15 protein-coding genes are annotated in these 16480 nt (G+C 70.3%); 6 read left to right on the top strand and 9 right to left on the bottom strand.

The features are described 5' to 3' along the window. Window positions 1-180: 180 nt before the first annotated feature. The gene (deoD, locus tag ABIE44_RS12440) at window positions 181-891 is read left to right on the top strand and encodes a purine-nucleoside phosphorylase (RefSeq protein ID WP_209717336.1); all 711 of its coding nucleotides are present in this window, start codon (window positions 181-183) and stop codon (window positions 889-891) included. 76 nt (window positions 892-967) lie between these two features. Here deoD and ABIE44_RS12435 read toward each other — a convergent pair whose 3' ends face one another. The 6 genes from ABIE44_RS12435 to moeZ form a co-directional block, all read right to left on the bottom strand. After that, complete coding sequence (locus ABIE44_RS12435) at window positions 968-4189, bottom strand: ATP-dependent helicase (RefSeq protein WP_209717339.1); 3222 nt, start codon at window positions 4187-4189, stop codon at window positions 968-970. Beyond that, window positions 4186-5004, bottom strand: coding sequence for a RecB family exonuclease (locus ABIE44_RS12430; protein WP_354438050.1), 819 nt, complete (start codon window positions 5002-5004; stop codon window positions 4186-4188). The genes ABIE44_RS12435 and ABIE44_RS12430 overlap by 4 nt, the downstream gene beginning before the upstream one ends. Before the next feature lie 142 nt (window positions 5005-5146). Continuing rightward, entirely contained in the window at window positions 5147-7447 is a 2301-nt protein-coding gene (locus ABIE44_RS12425; protein ID WP_354438049.1) for an ATP-dependent helicase, read from the bottom strand. A gap of 374 nt (window positions 7448-7821) precedes the next feature. Next, window positions 7822-8151: an MGMT family protein gene (locus tag ABIE44_RS12420; RefSeq protein ID WP_209717345.1), complete on the bottom strand. Its 330-nt coding sequence runs from the start codon at window positions 8149-8151 to the stop codon at window positions 7822-7824. A 30-nt stretch (window positions 8152-8181) separates the two neighbouring features. Continuing rightward, window positions 8182-9045 (bottom strand): hypothetical protein, encoded by an 864-nt coding sequence (locus ABIE44_RS12415; RefSeq protein WP_209717348.1) that lies wholly within the window; start codon window positions 9043-9045, stop codon window positions 8182-8184. Between the two features lie 118 nt (window positions 9046-9163). Next, window positions 9164-10363, bottom strand: coding sequence for an adenylyltransferase/sulfurtransferase MoeZ (gene moeZ, locus ABIE44_RS12410; RefSeq protein ID WP_209717351.1), 1200 nt, complete (start codon window positions 10361-10363; stop codon window positions 9164-9166). A 159-nt stretch (window positions 10364-10522) separates the two neighbouring features. Between moeZ and ABIE44_RS12405 the strand changes: the two genes are divergently transcribed. The 3 genes from ABIE44_RS12405 to ABIE44_RS12395 all read left to right on the top strand — a co-directional run bounded on the left by ABIE44_RS12405 (window position 10523) and on the right by ABIE44_RS12395 (window position 11813). Then, entirely contained in the window at window positions 10523-11182 is a 660-nt protein-coding gene (locus ABIE44_RS12405) for a TetR/AcrR family transcriptional regulator (protein ID WP_354438048.1), read from the top strand. A gap of 53 nt (window positions 11183-11235) precedes the next feature. Continuing rightward, window positions 11236-11457, top strand: coding sequence for a DUF3107 domain-containing protein (locus tag ABIE44_RS12400; protein ID WP_209717354.1), 222 nt, complete (start codon window positions 11236-11238; stop codon window positions 11455-11457). A 65-nt stretch (window positions 11458-11522) separates the two neighbouring features. Next, window positions 11523-11813 (top strand): GlsB/YeaQ/YmgE family stress response membrane protein, encoded by a 291-nt coding sequence (locus ABIE44_RS12395; RefSeq protein WP_209717357.1) that lies wholly within the window; start codon window positions 11523-11525, stop codon window positions 11811-11813. Here the strand turns inward: ABIE44_RS12395 and ABIE44_RS12390 are convergent. Beyond that, a complete protein-coding gene (locus ABIE44_RS12390; RefSeq protein WP_209717360.1) occupies window positions 11810-12532 on the bottom strand; it encodes a ferritin-like fold-containing protein in 723 nt (240 codons plus the stop codon). The two genes, ABIE44_RS12395 and ABIE44_RS12390, sit on opposite strands and share 4 nt — an antisense overlap. A 235-nt stretch (window positions 12533-12767) precedes the next feature. On the opposite strand from ABIE44_RS12390, the gene ABIE44_RS12385 reads away from it, so the two are divergent. Further along, on the top strand, window positions 12768-14135 hold the full coding sequence (locus ABIE44_RS12385; protein WP_502912736.1) for a DEAD/DEAH box helicase: 1368 nt from the start codon (window positions 12768-12770) through the stop codon (window positions 14133-14135). Here ABIE44_RS12385 and ABIE44_RS12380 read toward each other — a convergent pair whose 3' ends face one another. Together ABIE44_RS12380 and ABIE44_RS12375 are read right to left on the bottom strand one after the other, a co-directional pair. After that, a complete protein-coding gene (locus tag ABIE44_RS12380; RefSeq protein WP_209717364.1) occupies window positions 14136-14855 on the bottom strand; it encodes a L,D-transpeptidase in 720 nt (239 codons plus the stop codon). 6 nt (window positions 14856-14861) lie between these two features. Then, a complete protein-coding gene (locus ABIE44_RS12375) occupies window positions 14862-15626 on the bottom strand; it encodes a ParA family protein (RefSeq protein WP_209717366.1) in 765 nt (254 codons plus the stop codon). A gap of 62 nt (window positions 15627-15688) precedes the next feature. Between ABIE44_RS12375 and ABIE44_RS12370 the strand changes: the two genes are divergently transcribed. Next, complete coding sequence (locus ABIE44_RS12370) at window positions 15689-16462, top strand: SDR family NAD(P)-dependent oxidoreductase (RefSeq protein ID WP_209717369.1); 774 nt, start codon at window positions 15689-15691, stop codon at window positions 16460-16462. Window positions 16463-16480 lie beyond the last annotated feature (18 nt).

The raw sequence follows: 16480 nt of genomic DNA, 5'->3' as shown, positions 1-16480 counted from the left end.
TGAGAGTGGGCGCTCCGGGACGTCAGGGCCTCACCCGCCCCGGCGAACTGTGGACGGTTCGCGTCGGGGTCCGGGTGTGGACGCGAGGACCGCGGCCGTCGGCCGACGGTCCGCACGCGGAACGAGTGCCAACCCACCTCGGGGCGGTGGTCCGTGTGCGGCCAGCGCTAGGTTTCCTCCATGAGCACGCACATCGGCGCCGCCTCCGGCCAGATCGCTCCGACCGTCCTGCTGCCCGGAGACCCGCTGCGCGCGAAGTGGATCGCTGAGACCTTTCTCGAGGATGCGGTGTGCTACTCCGAGGTGCGCGGCATGTACGGCTTCACCGGTACCTGGAACGGCGCCCCGGTGTCGGTGCAGGGCTCGGGGATGGGTCAACCCTCGATGGCGATCTACGTCAACGAGCTCTTCGCCGAGTACGACGTGCGGCAGGTAGTCCGCGTCGGCTCGTGCGGGGCGCTGACCACGGACGTGGCGATCCGGGACGTCGTGCTGGCCTCGGGCGCGTGCACCGACTCGTCCATGAACCGGCATCGCTTCCTCGGCCTCGACTACGCACCGGTGGCGGACTTCGGACTGCTGCGCGCGGCTGCAGCAGCCGCCGAGGCGCGGCCCGACGTGACGAGCCACGTCGGTCTGATCTACTCCTCGGACTCGTTCTACAACCCGCGGGCCGCGGAGCTCGGGAAACCGCTTGTCGACCACGGAGTCCTCGCGGTCGAGATGGAGGCGTCCTCGCTGTACACGCTGGCGGCGTCGTACAAGCGCAAGGCGCTGGCTATCTGCACCGTGTCCGACCACATCGTCACCGGCGAGGAGACCACGGCCGTCGAGCGGCAGGAGACGTTCGGTGCGATGGTCGAGATCGCCCTGGCGGCCGCGCTGGGGTGACTGCGTGCGGCAGGACGAAGGAGTCGGCCCTGCCGACGAGCTCCTCGGTGATTCGGTCCTGCGCGGCGAGCACTGATCAGTCCTCCTCCACGCCGGAGCGCAGCAGACGAGTCAGCTCCTTGCGCCCGGGAAGTCCCTCTGGCACGACGATGCGGCCGGTCCTGACGAACACGAAAGCGGCCTGCACCCGGTCGACGGCGACACCCATCAGGTCAGCCCACGCGACCCGGTAGACCGCGAGCTGGAGAGGGTCGGCAGTTGCTGCTCGGCTGGTCTTCCAGTCGACCACCAGCCAACGTCCGTCCGGCTCGGCGAACACGGCGTCGATGCGACCTCGGATGACCTGGCCGTCCAGGACGAGGGCGAACGGTGCCTCGACCGCATGCGGGACGCGGTCCGCGAACGGGCCGGCCTCGAAGGCTTCGACGACCTCGGCGAGATCGCCGTCGTCCTCGATGCCGGTGTCCCCGCGGTCGGCGAGCTCGTCAGGGTCGAGCAGACCTTGCTGGCCGAAACGCGACTCGACCCAGGCATGGAACCGAGTCCCGAACCGTGCAGCCGGTGACGGCTGACGCGGCATCGGGCGAGCCAGGTCACGCAGGTAACCGGACTCGTCCTGCCGCAGTCGGGCGAACGCAGTCGCAGACAGGCTCGCTGGGAGCGGGACGTCGATCACGTCGGCGACCTCGGTCCGCGCTTCCTCGACCAACCGGTCGATCTCGGCGTCCCAGTCGGCAACCCTCGCAGCCTCGACCATGTCGAGGTCCTCGTCGGGTGCGGTGGGGTCGGCGGCGTGCACGCGCGCAGCTGCGTCCAAGCGTCGGCGCACCTCCTCTCCGGGGCCCGAGGGGGGCCACGGACGCGAGGTGTCGACGTCGCCGTACGGGTTGGGGCTGCCCTTCTCCGGTTTCTCCAACCAGCGGTCCACGACCTCGCCGCGACGCTCCAGGTACTCCTTCACGACCACCTGGTACGCCGAGGGTCCGAACGCCGTCGCCCGGGACGTCCACAGGTACGACGACACGCTCAGCCGGTGGGCCGCGCGGGTGAACGCCACGTACCCGAGCCGCAGCTCCTCGGTCTGCCCGTGGTCGCGCGTGTCCTGCCGGTACGCGTCGAGCGCCGCCTTGTCGTAACCGTTCAGCTGCGGCAGGTCCGCGGCATCACCACGGAGCGGACCCGGGAGCACCGCCGGCGAGGAGGTCCACAGGGTCCGCGACCTGTTCGAGGGGAAGCGCGTCTCGCACACGCCGACCAGGAAGACGCTCGCCCACTCCAGGCCTTTCGACCGGTGCACGGTCAGCAGCTTCACGGAGTCCGCAAGCGTCGGCGTCGCGATGTCGAGGCCGTTGCCCTGATCGTCCTCGGCCGTCAGGTAGGCGAGCAGCGCGGGCAGGGTGACGCCGCCGTCGACCGACTGGAACTCGGCGACACCCTTGACGAACAGGTCGAGGTTGTCGCGGCGTGCCGCGGCAGCAGGACTCGTTGAGGAAGCCAGCTCGACGTCGACCCCCGTGACGTCGATGATCCGACGAACCACGTCCAGCAACGGTTCGCCGACAGCTCGACGAAGCATCCGCAGCTCCGCGGCGAGAAGGTCGAACCGGACCCGTGCCTGGTCGGAGTAGGCGAGGTCGCCCGGGTCCTCCAGCGCATCCGACAGTGCCGGCAGCTCGGCCGGGTCGACGCCGTCAGCGATCTCGCCGAGCTGGTCGAGGATGGTCTGTTCGGGGCCGGACCGGCCGGAGCGACCAGCGATCTGGCCCGCGCGGGTCGCCAGCAGGCGCAGGTCCCGCAGTCCGATGGCCCACCTCGGACCGGTGAGGAGGGTGAGCATCGCGGCATTCGCCGTCACGTCGTGGAGCAGGTGCAGTACTGCGACGACCTCGGCGATCTCCGGGAGCCGCAGCAGCCCTGACAGGCCGACGATCTCGACCGGGATCCCGGCCGCGGTGAGCGCGTCGAAGACCTGCTCGGCGTGGCTGTTGTCGCGGGTGAGGACGCCGATGTCGGACCAGGCTCCGTCGTGGGAGGACCGGACCTCCCCCACCAACCAGTCGAGCTCCTCGGCGTGCGTGGTGAAGACGTCGACGCCGACCCTCCCCTCGGCGGCGCCCGGTTTCGGTTCGAGCGGCAGCACCTGCGGCAGCGCGTCGTACAGCGGCCGCGCGAGAACGTTCGCGACGTCGAGGATCTTGGAGTCCGACCGCCTGTTCACGGTCAGCGGCAGCACGGGGACCTCGCCCCCGTCGGCCGCGGGGAAGGTGTCGGCGAAGTTGAGGATGTTCGAGACCGAGGCACCGCGCCACCCGTAGATCGCCTGGTTGGGATCGCCGACGGCCGTCACCGCGTGGCCGCGTCCACTCGCCACGTCGGCGCCGGAGAACAAGCGCGCGAGCATGGTGGCCTGGGCGACCGAGGTGTCCTGGTACTCGTCGAGCATCACGACCTTGAACCTGCCCCGTTCGAGAGCACCGACCTCCGGCTGCTCAGCTGCGAGACGCGCACCCAGCGCGATCTGGTCGGAGAAGTCCATCAGGCCGAGGTCCGCCTTGAGCCTCCTGTACGCCGCCACCAGCCCGAGCAGCTCGGTCCGCCGGTTGATCGCGTGCACGGCCTTCTGCATCTCGCTCAGGTAGGTCTTCCGCGCCTTCCCCGCAACCTCGGCAGCGATCTCGGCCGTGAACCCGGCAAGAGCCTCGCTGTCGACCCGGCGGACGTCGTCCTCCTCGACGAGGTGCTCGCTCATCGCGGACTCCAGCGCGAGCAGGTTCTGGATGACCGTCGGCGGATGGTCGGACAGGTGCGAGACGTCTCCGGTGAAGCGGTCCACCGCCCGCGCCCCGAGCTGGAACCGGGACGCGTCGGTGATGACCCGGGTGTCGGGCTCATGACCGATCCGCAGGCCGTGGTCGGTCAGGAGCGTCGCTGCGTAGGCGTTGTAGGTGATCACGGTCGGTTCGAGGACCTCGTCGCCGTCCGCCGTGGCCCGCGGCAGCCCACCGGACTTCACCAGCGCTTGCCGGATCCGCTCCCGCAGCTCGGCGGCGGCCTTCGTCGTGAACGTGAGGCCGAGAACCTCCTCGGGACGGACCTGCCCCGTGAGCACCAGGTACACCACCCGCGCCGCCATCAGGGTCGTCTTGCCCGAACCGGCGCCGGCGATCACGACGGCAGGCTCGAGCGGCGCTGAGATCGCAGCCCACTGCTGGGGGCTCGGAGCGAAGTCGGCCTGCATCGCTCGCTGCAGGTCCTCAGGGGTCCGGATGTCCACGGGGACCTGAGCAGGGGTGCTCATCCGACCACCGGCCCGGCGCTCTTGGCAGGGCACACCGCGACGAAGTCGCAGTGCTCGCAGTGCGGTCCGGCAACAGCCGGGAACGACTCGGCTCTGATCAGCGCCGCCGTACGGGCGAGGCCCGCACGCAGGTCGGCCCGACCCTGGCCCTCGGGGTCGGCGACCTCCTGCGGCTGCACGACCGGGGTGGTGGCCTCGTCCTCCTGCCCGAGCTGGAGGAGCTCGGCACCCCCGCTGCGCAGGGCGACGGGCGGCACCCCGAGGGCGTCGGCGACCGACACGTCGACCGCGCCGCTGTCGACGGCGTACTGGTAGAGGGCGAGCTGCTGGTTGCCCGCCACCTGCGGCTTGGAGGGCATCCCCCGCCCGGTCTTCAGGTCGACCACCACGACGTTGCCCTCCGCATCGAGCTCCAGGCGGTCGGCGTACCCGTGCAGGACGACGCGGACACCGTCGGCCAGCTCGACCTCGGCGGTGAACCGCTGCTCGACCCCGACGAGGCGCCGCGGGTTCTCGTGGTGCCACCTCAGGAACCGGGCGAGCGCCGCGCGGACGCGGGCGTGCTCACGCGCTCGCGACCAGGGCGTCCGAAACTGCAACCGGTCCCACACCTGCTCGACGTGGTCCATCAGGACGTCCACGTCGTCAGGTCCCGCCTCGATCTCACCGATCGCCACCCGTTCTGCCAGGGCGTGCACCAGGTTGCCGAGGTTGGCGGCCTGGTGCGAGGCAGTGACCCCGCCCGCCTCACGGCTGAGGAACCACTGCGTCGGGCAGACCGACAACGACTCCAGCGTGCTCGCCGAGATGGACACCGGTCGGTCGACCGGACGCACTGGTTCCTCGGACCAGCTCGCCGCGCGGGTGCCCCACCAGGTCCCGGGATCCGCCTGCGGTACCAAGGCACGCTGGCCGGCCCGCTCGCCCGCGAGTCGGGCCAGACGGCGCGCAGCGGCGTCACGCAGCCCCGGGGTCGTGTACCGGGTCGGCGACCGTACGCCGCAGCTCGGCCACCAGGCCGGCCAACGACAGCGGACGCTCCGGCCTACCGACCACCGGCAGGACGGTCAGGTCCAGCTCCTCGAGGAACCGTGAGGGCTGGTCACCGTCGTCGTCGGGCGACGCCACGGCCGTGACGATCAGGCGCCGTCGCGCTCGCGTGCACGCGACGTAGAAGAGGCGACGTTCCTCGGCGAGCAGGTGCTGGGGTGTGACCGGCGGGAGCAGTACCGCCGATCCGTACGGCGCGGAGCCGACCCGATCAGCCTGCAGCAGGGTGGAGCGACGACGTAGATCCGGCCATCCGCCCGCCTGCACGTGCGCCACCACGACCAGCTCCCACTCCAGACCCTTCGACCGGTGTGCGGTGAGCAGTCGTACCGCCGAGCCCCGGACGCCCTGCTCGGCGAGGGTGTCAGCGGGGATGCGCTGGGCTCGCAACGACGCCAGGAAGTTCGGCACACCGCCGTGGTCGCGGCGCTCCTCGACCCGAGCGGCCGTCTCGAACAAAGCGCAGAGCGAGTCGAGGTCTCGGTTGGCACGGGACGCCGCTCCCCCTCCGGACTCCGCTGCTCGACGCAGCCGGTCGGGCCAGCTCGTGCCGGACCACAGCAGCCAGAGCACCTCCTCGGCGGTGCGGCCCGCCTGCACCGCGGCGGAAGCGGCCGTCAGCAGCTCGTTGAGTCTGCGGGCACGATCGGCCTCGGCGCTGTCGACACCGTCGAGGAAGCCCGCCTCGAGCACCGCCCGCCGGAGCAGCTCGCGCGAGGTCGAGGGGCGTTCGGCCTCCGGACGGTCACGCTCCCGGTCGCGGGCGCGCAGCAGGCGACCGAGGCGGCGTACGTCTCCCGCGGTGAGGCCGACCAGCGGTCCGGTCAGCAGCTCCTCGGCCCGACCGGCGTCGATGTGGTCGACGTGCTCGGGGTCCTCGTTGTCCAGGTTGAGAGCGGCGCGGAGCGCCTCCAGGAGCGGTCCGACTGCCGGGTCCGAGACCAGGGGCAGGTCGTCCGCGGCGACCTCGACCGGCACCCCGGCTGCCCCGAGCGCCCGCCGCAGACCGGGGATCGCCGACCGGCCGGAGCGGACCAGGACGGCCATCTCGTGCCAGGGGATCCCGTCCTCGAGGTGGGCACGGCGCAGCAGGTCGGCCAAGTGCTCTGCCTCCGCGCGGTCGGTGTCGAAGGTGACCACCTGCACGCGTCCCTCCCCGGTCGACCGGTCGACCTCGGGCGAGGCGAAGGCCGTGCGGGCCGGCGCCGGGATCGATCCGCTCCACGTCAGCTGGCCCGAGATCCGCTGCGAGGCCAGGGCGATCCTGGTCCCGAAGCGACGCGTCCGGCGCAGCACCGCGATGTCGGCGGGCGCACCGTCCCGCGTCCGGAACTGGTCCGGGAAATCCAGGATGCCGCGGACGTCGGCGCCCCGGAAGCCGTAGATCGACTGGTGCGGATCGCCGACCGCGATCAGGTTCCGCCCGTCGCCCGCCAGGGCTTGCAGCAGCGCCACCTGACCCGGGTCGGTGTCCTGGTACTCGTCGACGAACACGTGCTGGAACCGCGCTCGCAGCTCATCGGCGTTCGCGTGCGCCTCGATCACGGCCCGGCGGATCAGGTCCGGGTAGTCGGTCGCGCCGTGGTCGTCGAGGTTGGTCAGGTACTGCTCGAGGAACAGCCCGGCGGCGACCAGCTCCGGTGCATCGGCGGTCTCCCCCAGCCTGCGCAGCGAGTCCGGGTCGAGACCGGAGTCCCGGGCGCGGCCGAGAACGGCCTGGACCTCGCGCGCGAACCCTCGGGTGTCCAACGCGTGCTGCAGCGCCGGCGGCCAGGCCACCGACTCCGGGGAGTCGCGGAGCAGCTCGCGCAGCATGACGTCCTGCTCGGGGGCCGAGAGCAGGCGGAGCGGACCGATGTAGAGATCGGCTGGCGAGTACTGCCGGACCAGCCCGTAGGCGAAGGAGTGGAACGTCGAGCACACGGCGCCGCTGGTGGTGCGACCGAGTCGTCCGGTCACCCGGTCGCGCAGCTGCTCGGCGGCCTTGCGACCGAAGGTCAGGGCGAGCACGGCGTCGGCGGCTGCCCCCCGGCCCTCGACCCGGTCGACGATCGCTTCGACCAGGGTCGTCGTCTTGCCCGTGCCCGGACCTGCCAGGACCAGCAGCGGGCCGCCGGGGTGCTCGACGACGGCCTGCTGGTGCTCGTCCAAGGTCGGCGCTCCGACGCCGCCCCGCGGGCGGACGAGTCGGTACGTCGGGCTGGTCACGAGGGCCACTCAACCACCCGCCCCCGACACGGTGACGGCGGGTGGGAGTTCTCGAAAATAGGCGAAGGGCCCGTCCAAGTATGAGTTGCACGGGCCCTTCAGGTTGATCGTCGGATGATGCCGTCGACCACCAGCTCTTCCTCGCGGTCCCCCGCTGCGCATCACCGCCGCGGCGACGAGTTGCCTCGTCGGGTGGAACCTCTTCTCCGAGCTGATCCGCTAGCCCCGAAGGGTTTCGCGTGAGAGATTTCTACGTCCGGTCTCGACCCCTGCGCAAGGGGTTTTCCTCAAGTATTTCGGGGAATTCTCGCCCCTCGGCGTGTCGTCCACAGAAGCGGACCGGTTGTCCACAGATCGGCTGCGTTGTCCACCGCTCACGGTGTCGAGCTGTGGATATCGGGAGGTAGCCAGACGGCCTTGGCGAGGTCGACCGCACCCGTCGGGCGCAGTGGCGTGCCCTCGCCGAGGTACGCCTGTCGAGCCTCGTCGGCGAGGTGGGCCGGCAGCGTCCCGTCGGCACGCACGACTCGCCACCACGTCACCAACGACCCGTGCCCTGCCATCACCGCAGCGACGTTGCGCGGGCCCCCGCGACCGAGCTGCTCGTGCAGCACCTCCGCGATCAGCCCGTACGTCGTCGCCCGGCCCTCGGGGACCAGGTCGACGATCGCGAGGACGGCCTCGCCGTACTCCTCCTCAGCCATGGGAGGAGGCTAACCAGGAGCGCCGACGTCCTACTTCTTGAAGCCGCGGGTGCCGTTCACGAGCACCAGGCCCTTGATGCCCGAGTACTTCTGCGCCCAGGCCAGCTCGTAGACGATGTTGCCCATCGTGTTGGTCACCGGCGTCAGGCTGATGCCGACGCTGAGTGTCGAGAGCACGCCTGCCGCGCGACCGGCGCCGTCCATGAACCCGCTCCCGGAGTCGCCGGGGATCCCCGGGCTGCCGGTCTGGATGTCGTAGGCGAGCACCGGCGTGCCGGCGACCCGGTTGAGGACCTTGCCGGTCTTCTTCGAGGCGTTGCCGGTGCGCAGCGACGAGTTGCCGATCGTGTAGATCGGCGCCTTCGCGGCCAGCGGCGGGGCCGCCAGGCCGGTCGGTCCGCCGAAGCCGGGGACCGTCGGGTTCACGTTCTTCACGCTGCCGGAGTCGACCTTCACCAGGGCGAAGTCGTTGTAGGCGCAGCGCGCCCCGTCCTTGGTCTTGAGCTTCGCCATCGAGGCCCACGAGCTGTAGGCGAGCTTGCCCGTCCCGACGGTCTTGCCGGAGCTGAAGAAGTTGCCGCCGGTGACGAACTGGACCGGGGTACCGAGCGGGAGGGACTTGGTCGTGCAGCCGTTGGTGTCGCTCGACTCCCCCAGGCCCGCGCAGTGAGCGGCGTACCCGACATACACGTTGCCGGCCTTGTCCCTGAAGACGAAGTTCGCGGTGCACTGCGCACCCTTGGTGTACATCTGCACGCCAGGCTTGATCGTGGCGGCGCTCTCGGACGCCCAGGACGTGCGGGCGTCGGCGGTGGGCGACACGGCGACGAGCGCGGCGGCCACCGGGACGACGGCGAGCGCAGCGGCGAGCAAACGTTTGCGGACAGCGAGCATGTCTGGGACCCCCGTGGAATGTGGTGAGAACTGAACAACGACAGTGCCCGCCCTCGGTCACGAGGGCGGGCACTGAGAAGTTGCTGAGTGTGAGGCGGTCCAGACCGTCAGCGGGCCGTCAGTACGTCGGCTGGCTGGGGTCGATCTGGTTGACCCAGGCCACCACGCCACCGCCGACGTGCACGGCGTCGGCGTACCCGGCACCCTTCACGATCGCGAGGCACTCGGCAGAGCGGACGCCCGACTTGCAGTGCAGGACGACCGGCTTGTCGCTCGGGAGCTGCTCGAGCGCGGACCCGTTCAGGAAGTCTCCCTTGGGGATCAGCACCGAACCCGGAATCTTGTTGATCTCGTACTCGTTGGGCTCGCGGACGTCGATGAGGACGAAGTCGCGGGTGCCCTCCTCGCGCTCCTTGAGCATGTGCTCCAGGGTCACGACCGAGATGGTGGCGTCCGCCGCGGCGTCGGCCGCGTCCTCGGAGATCGCACCGCAGAACGTCTCGTAGTCGATCAGCTCGGTGACCGTGGCGTGCTCGCCGCAGAGCGCGCAGTTCGGGTCCTTGCGAACCTTCAGCTTGCGGTACTCCATCTCGAGTGCGTCGTAGATCATCAGCTTGCCGACCAGCGGGTCACCGATGCCGGTGAGCAGCTTGATGGCCTCGTTGACCTGGATCGAGCCGATGCTCGCGCACAGGACACCGAGAACGCCGCCCTCGGCGCAGCTCGGGACCATCCCCGGCGGGGGCGGCTCCGGGTACAGGCAGCGGTAGCAGGGGGCGCCCTCGACGAGGTTCGGCGCGAAGACGCTGGCCTGGCCGTCGAACCGGTAGATCGAGCCCCACACGTACGGGATCCCCAAGAAGTACGCCGCGTCGTTGACCATGTAACGGGTCGCGAAGTTGTCCGTGCCGTCGACGATCAGGTCATAACCCTTGAAGACCTCGAACACGTTGTCGTTGTCGAGGCGCTCCTCGTGCAGGATCACCTTCACGTACGGGTTGATCTCGGCGATCGACTCCTTGGCCGAGAGGCCCTTCGGCTTGTCGATGTCGCTGACGCCGTGGATGACCTGGCGCTGCAGGTTCGACTCGTCGACGGTGTCGAACTCGGCGATGCCGAGCGTGCCGACGCCGGCAGCTGCCAGGTAGAGGAGCGCGGGGCTGCCGAGCCCGCCTGCGCCGATCACGAGGACCTTGGCGTTCTTGAGCCGCTTCTGCCCGGTCATCCCGACGTCGGGGATGATCAGGTGGCGACTGTAACGACGTACTTCGTCGATGGTCAGCTCGTCGGCTGGCTCGACCAGTGCGGGCAGGGACACGGTTTCCTCGGCTCCTCGTTGCTTTTGTGCTCGGTAGGGCGGTAACGCCACCGGTTCCTCCAGTGTTCCCCGGTGGTGCACGACCTCCGACCCGGGTCCGCCATCTGGAACCCGCCAGAGAGTAGGCTCGCGCTGCTCCCACTCCGGAAGGCACCGCCCGTGACCAGCCCGTCGACCCGCTCCGCCAGCGGCGAACCGCCCGTCAAGGGTGCCCGCCTGCCCCGGCGCGCCCGGCGTGCCCAGCTGCTCGAGTCCGCCCTCGAGGTGTTCGTCGCGCAGGGCTACCACGCCGCGGCGATGGACGACATCGCCGAGAACGCCGGTGTCTCCAAGCCGGTGCTCTACCAGCACTTCCCCGGCAAGCTCGACCTGTACCTGGCTCTGCTGGACCAAGCCGTCGACAAGGTCATCACCGGGACCCGCGAGGCGCTGGAGTCGACCGAGGACAACAAGCAGCGCGTCGCCGCGACGATGCACGCGTTCTTCTCCTACGTCGCCAGCGAGCAGGGCGAGTTCCGGCTGGTCTTCGAGTCCGACCTGACCAACGAGCCCGCGGTGCGCGAGCGCATCGACCGGGTCACCCGGGAGTGCTCGAACCTGATCGCGCACGTGATCCACGACGACACCGGGCTGCCGGACGAGGCGTCCCAGCTGCTCGCCGTCGCGCTGGTGGGAATGGGCCAGGTCAGTGCCCGGTTCTGGCTCCAGGACCGTTTGGCCGGCAGTGACACGATCGAGCAGGGCGACGCAGCGAGCCTGGTCGCCGGTCTCGCCTGGCGCGGGATCCGCGGCTACCCGCGGTCCGACGATCCGGCCTGACGCCCCACCCGAGCTTCAGTCCCCCGCAACCACGAACACAGGAGGTCCTCCGCATGGAGGTCAAGATCGGCGTCACCCACGCCCCCCGCGAGCTCGTCGTCGAGACCGACCTGGACGCCGCCGGCGTCGAGGAGCACGTCCGCGCAGCGCTGGTCGAGGGCGGCGTGCTGAGCCTCACCGACACCAAGGGCCGGCACGTGGTCGTGCCGGGCAACAAGGTCGCGTACGTCGAGGTCTCGGTCAGCACGGTCGGCAAGGTCGGCTTCAAGTCCTAGGACCGGTTGCACCCGGTGCCTCCGGGTAGGGAGAGAGCACTGACCCGCTCACCTGGAGGTTCCCCGTGCTCTGGACGATCATCGTCACCCTCGTTGCCGGCACCGTCGTCGGACTTCTCGGCAAGGCCGTCGCCCCGGGCGACCGGGACAACATCCCGCTCTGGCTCACGATCCTCTGCGGCATCGGCGGCTGCCTGCTCGGCAGCTACCTGTACGCCGCTATCTTCGACTGCTCCGACATGGACAACTGCACCAAGGGCGTCGACTGGTGGCGTCACGTGTGGCAGGTCGGCGTCGCGGCCCTGCTGGTCGTCGCTGCCGCGACCCTGACCGGTCGCAGCCGCGCCCGCCGCTAGCTCGCCAGTCCCAGCTCGGCCATCCGGGCCGCGTGGTTCTCGGTCAGTCGGTTGAACATCCGACCGAGGGCGACCAGGTCGAGGCCCGGGCGGTCGACGCCGCCGGCCAGCAGGGCCGCCAGCGAGTCCCTCTCCGCGGCGACGCGCTGCGCCTGGCTGAGCGCTTCACCCATGAGGCGGCGACCCCACAGAGCGAGCGGACCGGCGACCCGCGGGTCCTCGGCGATCGCCTGACCCACCCGCTCGACGACGAAGTCGGAGTGTCCCGCGTCCGACAGCGACGTCACGATCAGGGTGCGGGTGTCGGCGTCCAGGAACGCGGCGACCTCGCGGTAGAAGTCCGAGGCGAGACCGTCGCCGACGAACGCCTTGATCAGCCCCTCGAGCCAGTTGCTCGGCGCCGTCTTCGCGTGGAAGCTGTCGAACGGCTTCACGAACGGCGCCATCGCGTCCATCGGTTCGGAGCCGAGCTCGGCCATCCGCGCGATCAGCGGCTCGACGTGGGCGAACTGGATGGTCGCCATCTTCGCCAGCGCCAGCTTGTCGGCCAGGGTCGGTGCCAGCTTGGCATCCTCGGCGAGCCGCTCGAAGGCCGAGATCTCGCCGTACGCGATGGCGCCGAGCAGGTCGACGACCGCGGCCCGGTAACCCGGGTCCTGGAAGGCGACCGGGCCTTCAGAGGGGTCGTCGACGGCGTTCGAAGCGGGAATTTCGGTCATAGGGCGAGGGTACCGATAGACTGGAGCCGGCAGACGGCCCCCGTCAGCGCCCGGACACGACCGGGGAACACACCTGGACGACACCGCTCAGGCGAACGGGGAGGCAGCCGCGCCTTCACTGCTTCATTCACAGAACGGCAAGATCCTGACTACCTTCCGAGAGCTCGGGGTACTCCCCGAGATTTGCGATGCCCTCGAGCGCGGCGGCATCACCACCCCCTTCGCCATCCAGGAGATGACCCTGTCGGTCGCCCTGATGGGTACCGACCTGATCGGCCAGGCCCGCACGGGCACCGGCAAGACGCTGGCGTTCGGCATCCCGGTGCTGCAGCGCTCCGTCGCGCCGCACGACCCCGACTTCGAGGCGCTGGTCGCCCCCGGCAAGCCCCAGGCCCTCATCGTCGCGCCGACCCGCGAGCTCGCGCTCCAGGTCTCCAGCGACCTGACGCTGGCCGGCGCCGACCGGGGCATCCGCGTCCTCACCGTGTACGGCGGTGTCCCCTACGAGCCGCAGCTCGAGGCGCTCGAGACAGGTGTCGAGGTGGTCGTCGGTACCCCGGGTCGTCTCATCGACCTGATGAACCGCAAGGCCCTCGACATCTCGCACGTCAAGAGCCTCGTCCTCGACGAGGCCGACGAGATGCTCGACCTGGGCTTCCTGCCGGACGTCGAGCGGCTGCTCGCGAAGACCCCCGAGACCCGGCAGACGATGCTGTTCTCGGCGACGATGCCGTCCGCGATCGTGGCGCTGGCGCGCACGCACATGCGGCACCCGATGAACATCCGTGCGGAGTCGTCGTACGACAACCAGACCGTGCCGGCGACCGCGCAGTTCATCTACCAGGCACACGACCTGGACAAGCCCGAGATGATCGGCCGGATCCTGCAGGCCGAGGACGCCGGACTGACGATCATCTTCACCCGTACGAAGCGGCAGTCGCAGCGCGTTGCCGACGACCTCACCGAGCGCGGCTTCGACTCCAGCCCGCTGCACGGTGACATGGCGCAGGCCGCTCGCGAGAAGGCGCTCGCCAAGTTCCGTGACGGCAAGCTCCGCGTCCTGGTCGCGACGGACGTCGCGGCACGGGGTATTGATGTCTCCGGCGTCACCCACGTCATCAACTACACCTGCCCCGAGGACGAGAAGACCTACGTCCACCGGATCGGTCGTACCGGCCGTGCCGGCGCCACCGGTGTCGCGGTCACGCTCGTCGACTGGGCGGACCTGCACCGCTGGAAGATGATCAACAAGGCGCTCGACCTGCCGTTCGACGAGCCGGCCGAGACCTACTCCAGCTCCGAGCACTTCTTCCACGACATGGGCATCGCGCCGGGCACCAAGGGTCGCGTCATCCCCGAGGGCCAGGTCGTCATCGAGCGCCAGCCCCGCAAGGACGACCGCGGTGGCGGCGGCCGGGGTCGCAGCGGCGGCGGTCGCGAGGGTGGCCGTGACGGCGGGAACCGCGGGCGCTCCCGTGGCGAGGGCCGTTCCGCGGGTGCTGCTGCTCCCGCTGCCGAGGGCGAGGCCAAGCCGCGTCGCAGCCGGAACCGTCGGCGTACCCGCGGTGGTGGCGGCGGGGCCGCTCCGGCCGCTGCCGAGTAGCTAGGCGACCACGACCACGTCGGTGCCTTCCTGGGCGAAGTCCCACATCCGTACGGCGTCCTGGAGGCGCTGGCGGATGCACCCGTGCGACTGAGGAGTACCCAGCTGCGACTCGGTCTGCAGCGCCTTGCCGTTCTTGGTGGGGATGCTGTGGAAGCCGATCGGGGCGTTCTTGCCGTGGGTGAAACGGACGAAGTACTGCATCACGCCGGAGTCGTCGATGCCGACCGCCCAGCGTGAGCGGGAGTAGACGTCGTACCGGCCGGGCTTGAGGTTGTCGGTCACGCTGCCGGAGACCAGGTACGTCGAGACGGTGGCGTTCTTCGCGCTGACCAACCACACCCGCTGGTCACTGATCGAGAACACCACCCGGCGACCGTTCCCCGACGACACCGGCACGGCAGTGCTCGACGGCGCCTCAACCTTCTTGGCCGCCTTGGTCGGCGTGCTCGACGGCAGCGGCGTGCTCGACGGGACGGCCGGAGCCTTCGGGGCCGCAGCGTCGGCCTCGGCCGGCGCCGACCCGATGCCGCTGGCCGGGTTGGTCGGAGTGCCGGCAGCCCGGGCGGCATTCGCCTGCACCGGCCCGCCGTCGAGGTTGATCAGCCCCATGCCGCTGAGCATGGCGACCCCCGTGACGGCGAGCGCTACCGTCGCTGCCACCATCCGGCCCACCCGCGGGCGGACCTGCGGCGGGGGCTCGAGGCGGTGCTTGGACATCGTCGATCAGCCTCGCGCGAGCAGGTTGGCTGCGACCGTTCGGTAGGCCTCGGCACCCTTGTTGCCGGACGCCGTGCTGAGGATCGAACGACCTGCTGCGGGGGCCTCGGCGAACCGGATCGACTTGGGGATCGGCGGTTCGACGACGGTCAGGTCGTAGGCCTCGGCGATGTTCTCCAGGACCGCCCGCGCGTGCGTGGTGCGTCCGTCGAACAACGTGGGCAGGACGCCCCAGACCTCGAGCTCACGGTTGGTGAACCGACGGACGTCGTGGACGGTGTCGAGCAGCTGACCGACGCCGCGGTGCGAGAGCGTCTCGCACTGCAACGGGATGAGGACACCGGTCGCGGCCGTCAGGGCCGCCACGGTCAGCACGCCGAGCGAGGGCGGGCAGTCCAGCAGGACCCAGTCGTACTCGCCGTCGAGCTCCTCGACGACCGAGCGGATCACGTACTCGCGGCCGGTGCGGGTCAGCAGGTCGGCTTCGGCCCGGGCCAGCTCGATGGTCGCGGGGAGCAGGTCGACGCCGTCCTCGGTGGTGGCCAGGACCTCGGTGACCGGCACGCCCTTGGTCATCACGTGGTGGACCGAGAGCTCCAGGTCTTCCGGGTCGATCCCGAGGCTGAACGTCAGGCAGGCCTGCGGGTCCAGGTCCACGAGCAGCACTCGCTGACCGAGCTCGGCGAGGGCCGTGCCCAGGGAGGCAACTGTGGTCGTCTTCGCCACGCCACCCTTCTGGTTGGCAACGGCGATCACGCGGGTCGTGGACATCACGGTCCATCATGCCAGCCGCCCCTTGCCTGCGCCGACATCGCCCGTGAATGCTGTGCCGTATGTCGCAGCAGCAGATCACCTCCGCCCTGATCACCGGCCCCTCCGCGGGGATCGGCCTCGAGATCGCCCGCCAGCTGGCCGCCCGCGGGACGGACCTGGTCCTGGTCGCCCGCAACGAGGTGCGCCTCAAGGAGGTCGCCGACGAGCTGAGCGCCGCCCACGGCGTCAGCACCGAGGTGATCGCCGCCGACCTGACCGACCGGGAGTCGCTCGCCGCCGTCGAGGCCCGCCTGGCCGACGGGTCCCGCCCGATCGACCTGCTGGTCAACAACGCCGGGTTCGGTCTCAAGGGCAAGTTCCTCGACAACGACCTCGAGGCCGAGCAGGCCCACCTCGACGTGCTCGTGGTCGCGCCGATGCGGCTGACGCACGCTGCCCTGGGCCCGATGGTCGAGCGCGGCTTCGGCAAGATCGTGAACGTCTCCTCGGTGGCCGGCTACCTGCCCCGCGGCACGTACTCGGCCGCCAAGGCGTACGTGACCAAGTTCAGCGAGTGGGCGCACAACGAGTACGGCCCCCAGGGCGTGCACGTGATGGCGCTGTGCCCGGGCTTCGTGCGCACCGAGTTCCACGAGCGGATGGACGTCGGTCGCGACTCGGCTCCCGACTTCCTCTGGCTCGACGTCGAGGAGTTCGTCACCGCGGCGATGGCCGACCTAGACGCCGGCAAGGCGATCAGTATCCCGACGCTTCGCTACAAGGCGATCGTCACCGGCGCGAAGTACGTGCCGAGCGGGTTGCTGCAGCGGTTCCAGAGCTTCGGCCGCCGTTGATTGAGGTGCAGGCGCGCA

The organism is Marmoricola sp. OAE513, assembly GCF_040546585.1.
In the GTDB taxonomy this organism is placed as follows: Bacteria; Actinomycetota; Actinomycetes; order Propionibacteriales; family Nocardioidaceae; genus Marmoricola.
Note: the sequence above shows the minus strand (reverse complement) of the source record. Positions and strands in the feature narration are given on the sequence as shown.

Bases quoted from the DNA above. Each gene is read 5' to 3' on its own strand.
- ABIE44_RS12390 (WP_209717360.1), bottom strand. From the start codon at position 12,532: ATGACCGAAATTCCCGCTTCGAACGCCGTCGACGACCCCTCTGAAGGC.
- deoD (WP_209717336.1), top strand. From the start codon at position 181: ATGAGCACGCACATCGGCGCCGCCTCCGGCCAGATCGCTCCGACCGTC.
- ABIE44_RS12420 (WP_209717345.1), bottom strand. From the start codon at position 8,151: ATGGCTGAGGAGGAGTACGGCGAGGCCGTCCTCGCGATCGTCGACCTG.
- ABIE44_RS12385 (WP_502912736.1), top strand. From the start codon at position 12,768: ATGACCCTGTCGGTCGCCCTGATGGGTACCGACCTGATCGGCCAGGCC.
- ABIE44_RS12400 (WP_209717354.1), top strand. From the start codon at position 11,236: ATGGAGGTCAAGATCGGCGTCACCCACGCCCCCCGCGAGCTCGTCGTC.
- ABIE44_RS12370 (WP_209717369.1), top strand. From the start codon at position 15,689: ATGTCGCAGCAGCAGATCACCTCCGCCCTGATCACCGGCCCCTCCGCG.
- ABIE44_RS12415 (WP_209717348.1), bottom strand. From the start codon at position 9,045: ATGCTCGCTGTCCGCAAACGTTTGCTCGCCGCTGCGCTCGCCGTCGTC.
- ABIE44_RS12380 (WP_209717364.1), bottom strand. From the start codon at position 14,855: ATGTCCAAGCACCGCCTCGAGCCCCCGCCGCAGGTCCGCCCGCGGGTG.
- ABIE44_RS12375 (WP_209717366.1), bottom strand. From the start codon at position 15,626: ATGTCCACGACCCGCGTGATCGCCGTTGCCAACCAGAAGGGTGGCGTG.
- ABIE44_RS12435 (WP_209717339.1), bottom strand. From the start codon at position 4,189: ATGAGCACCCCTGCTCAGGTCCCCGTGGACATCCGGACCCCTGAGGAC.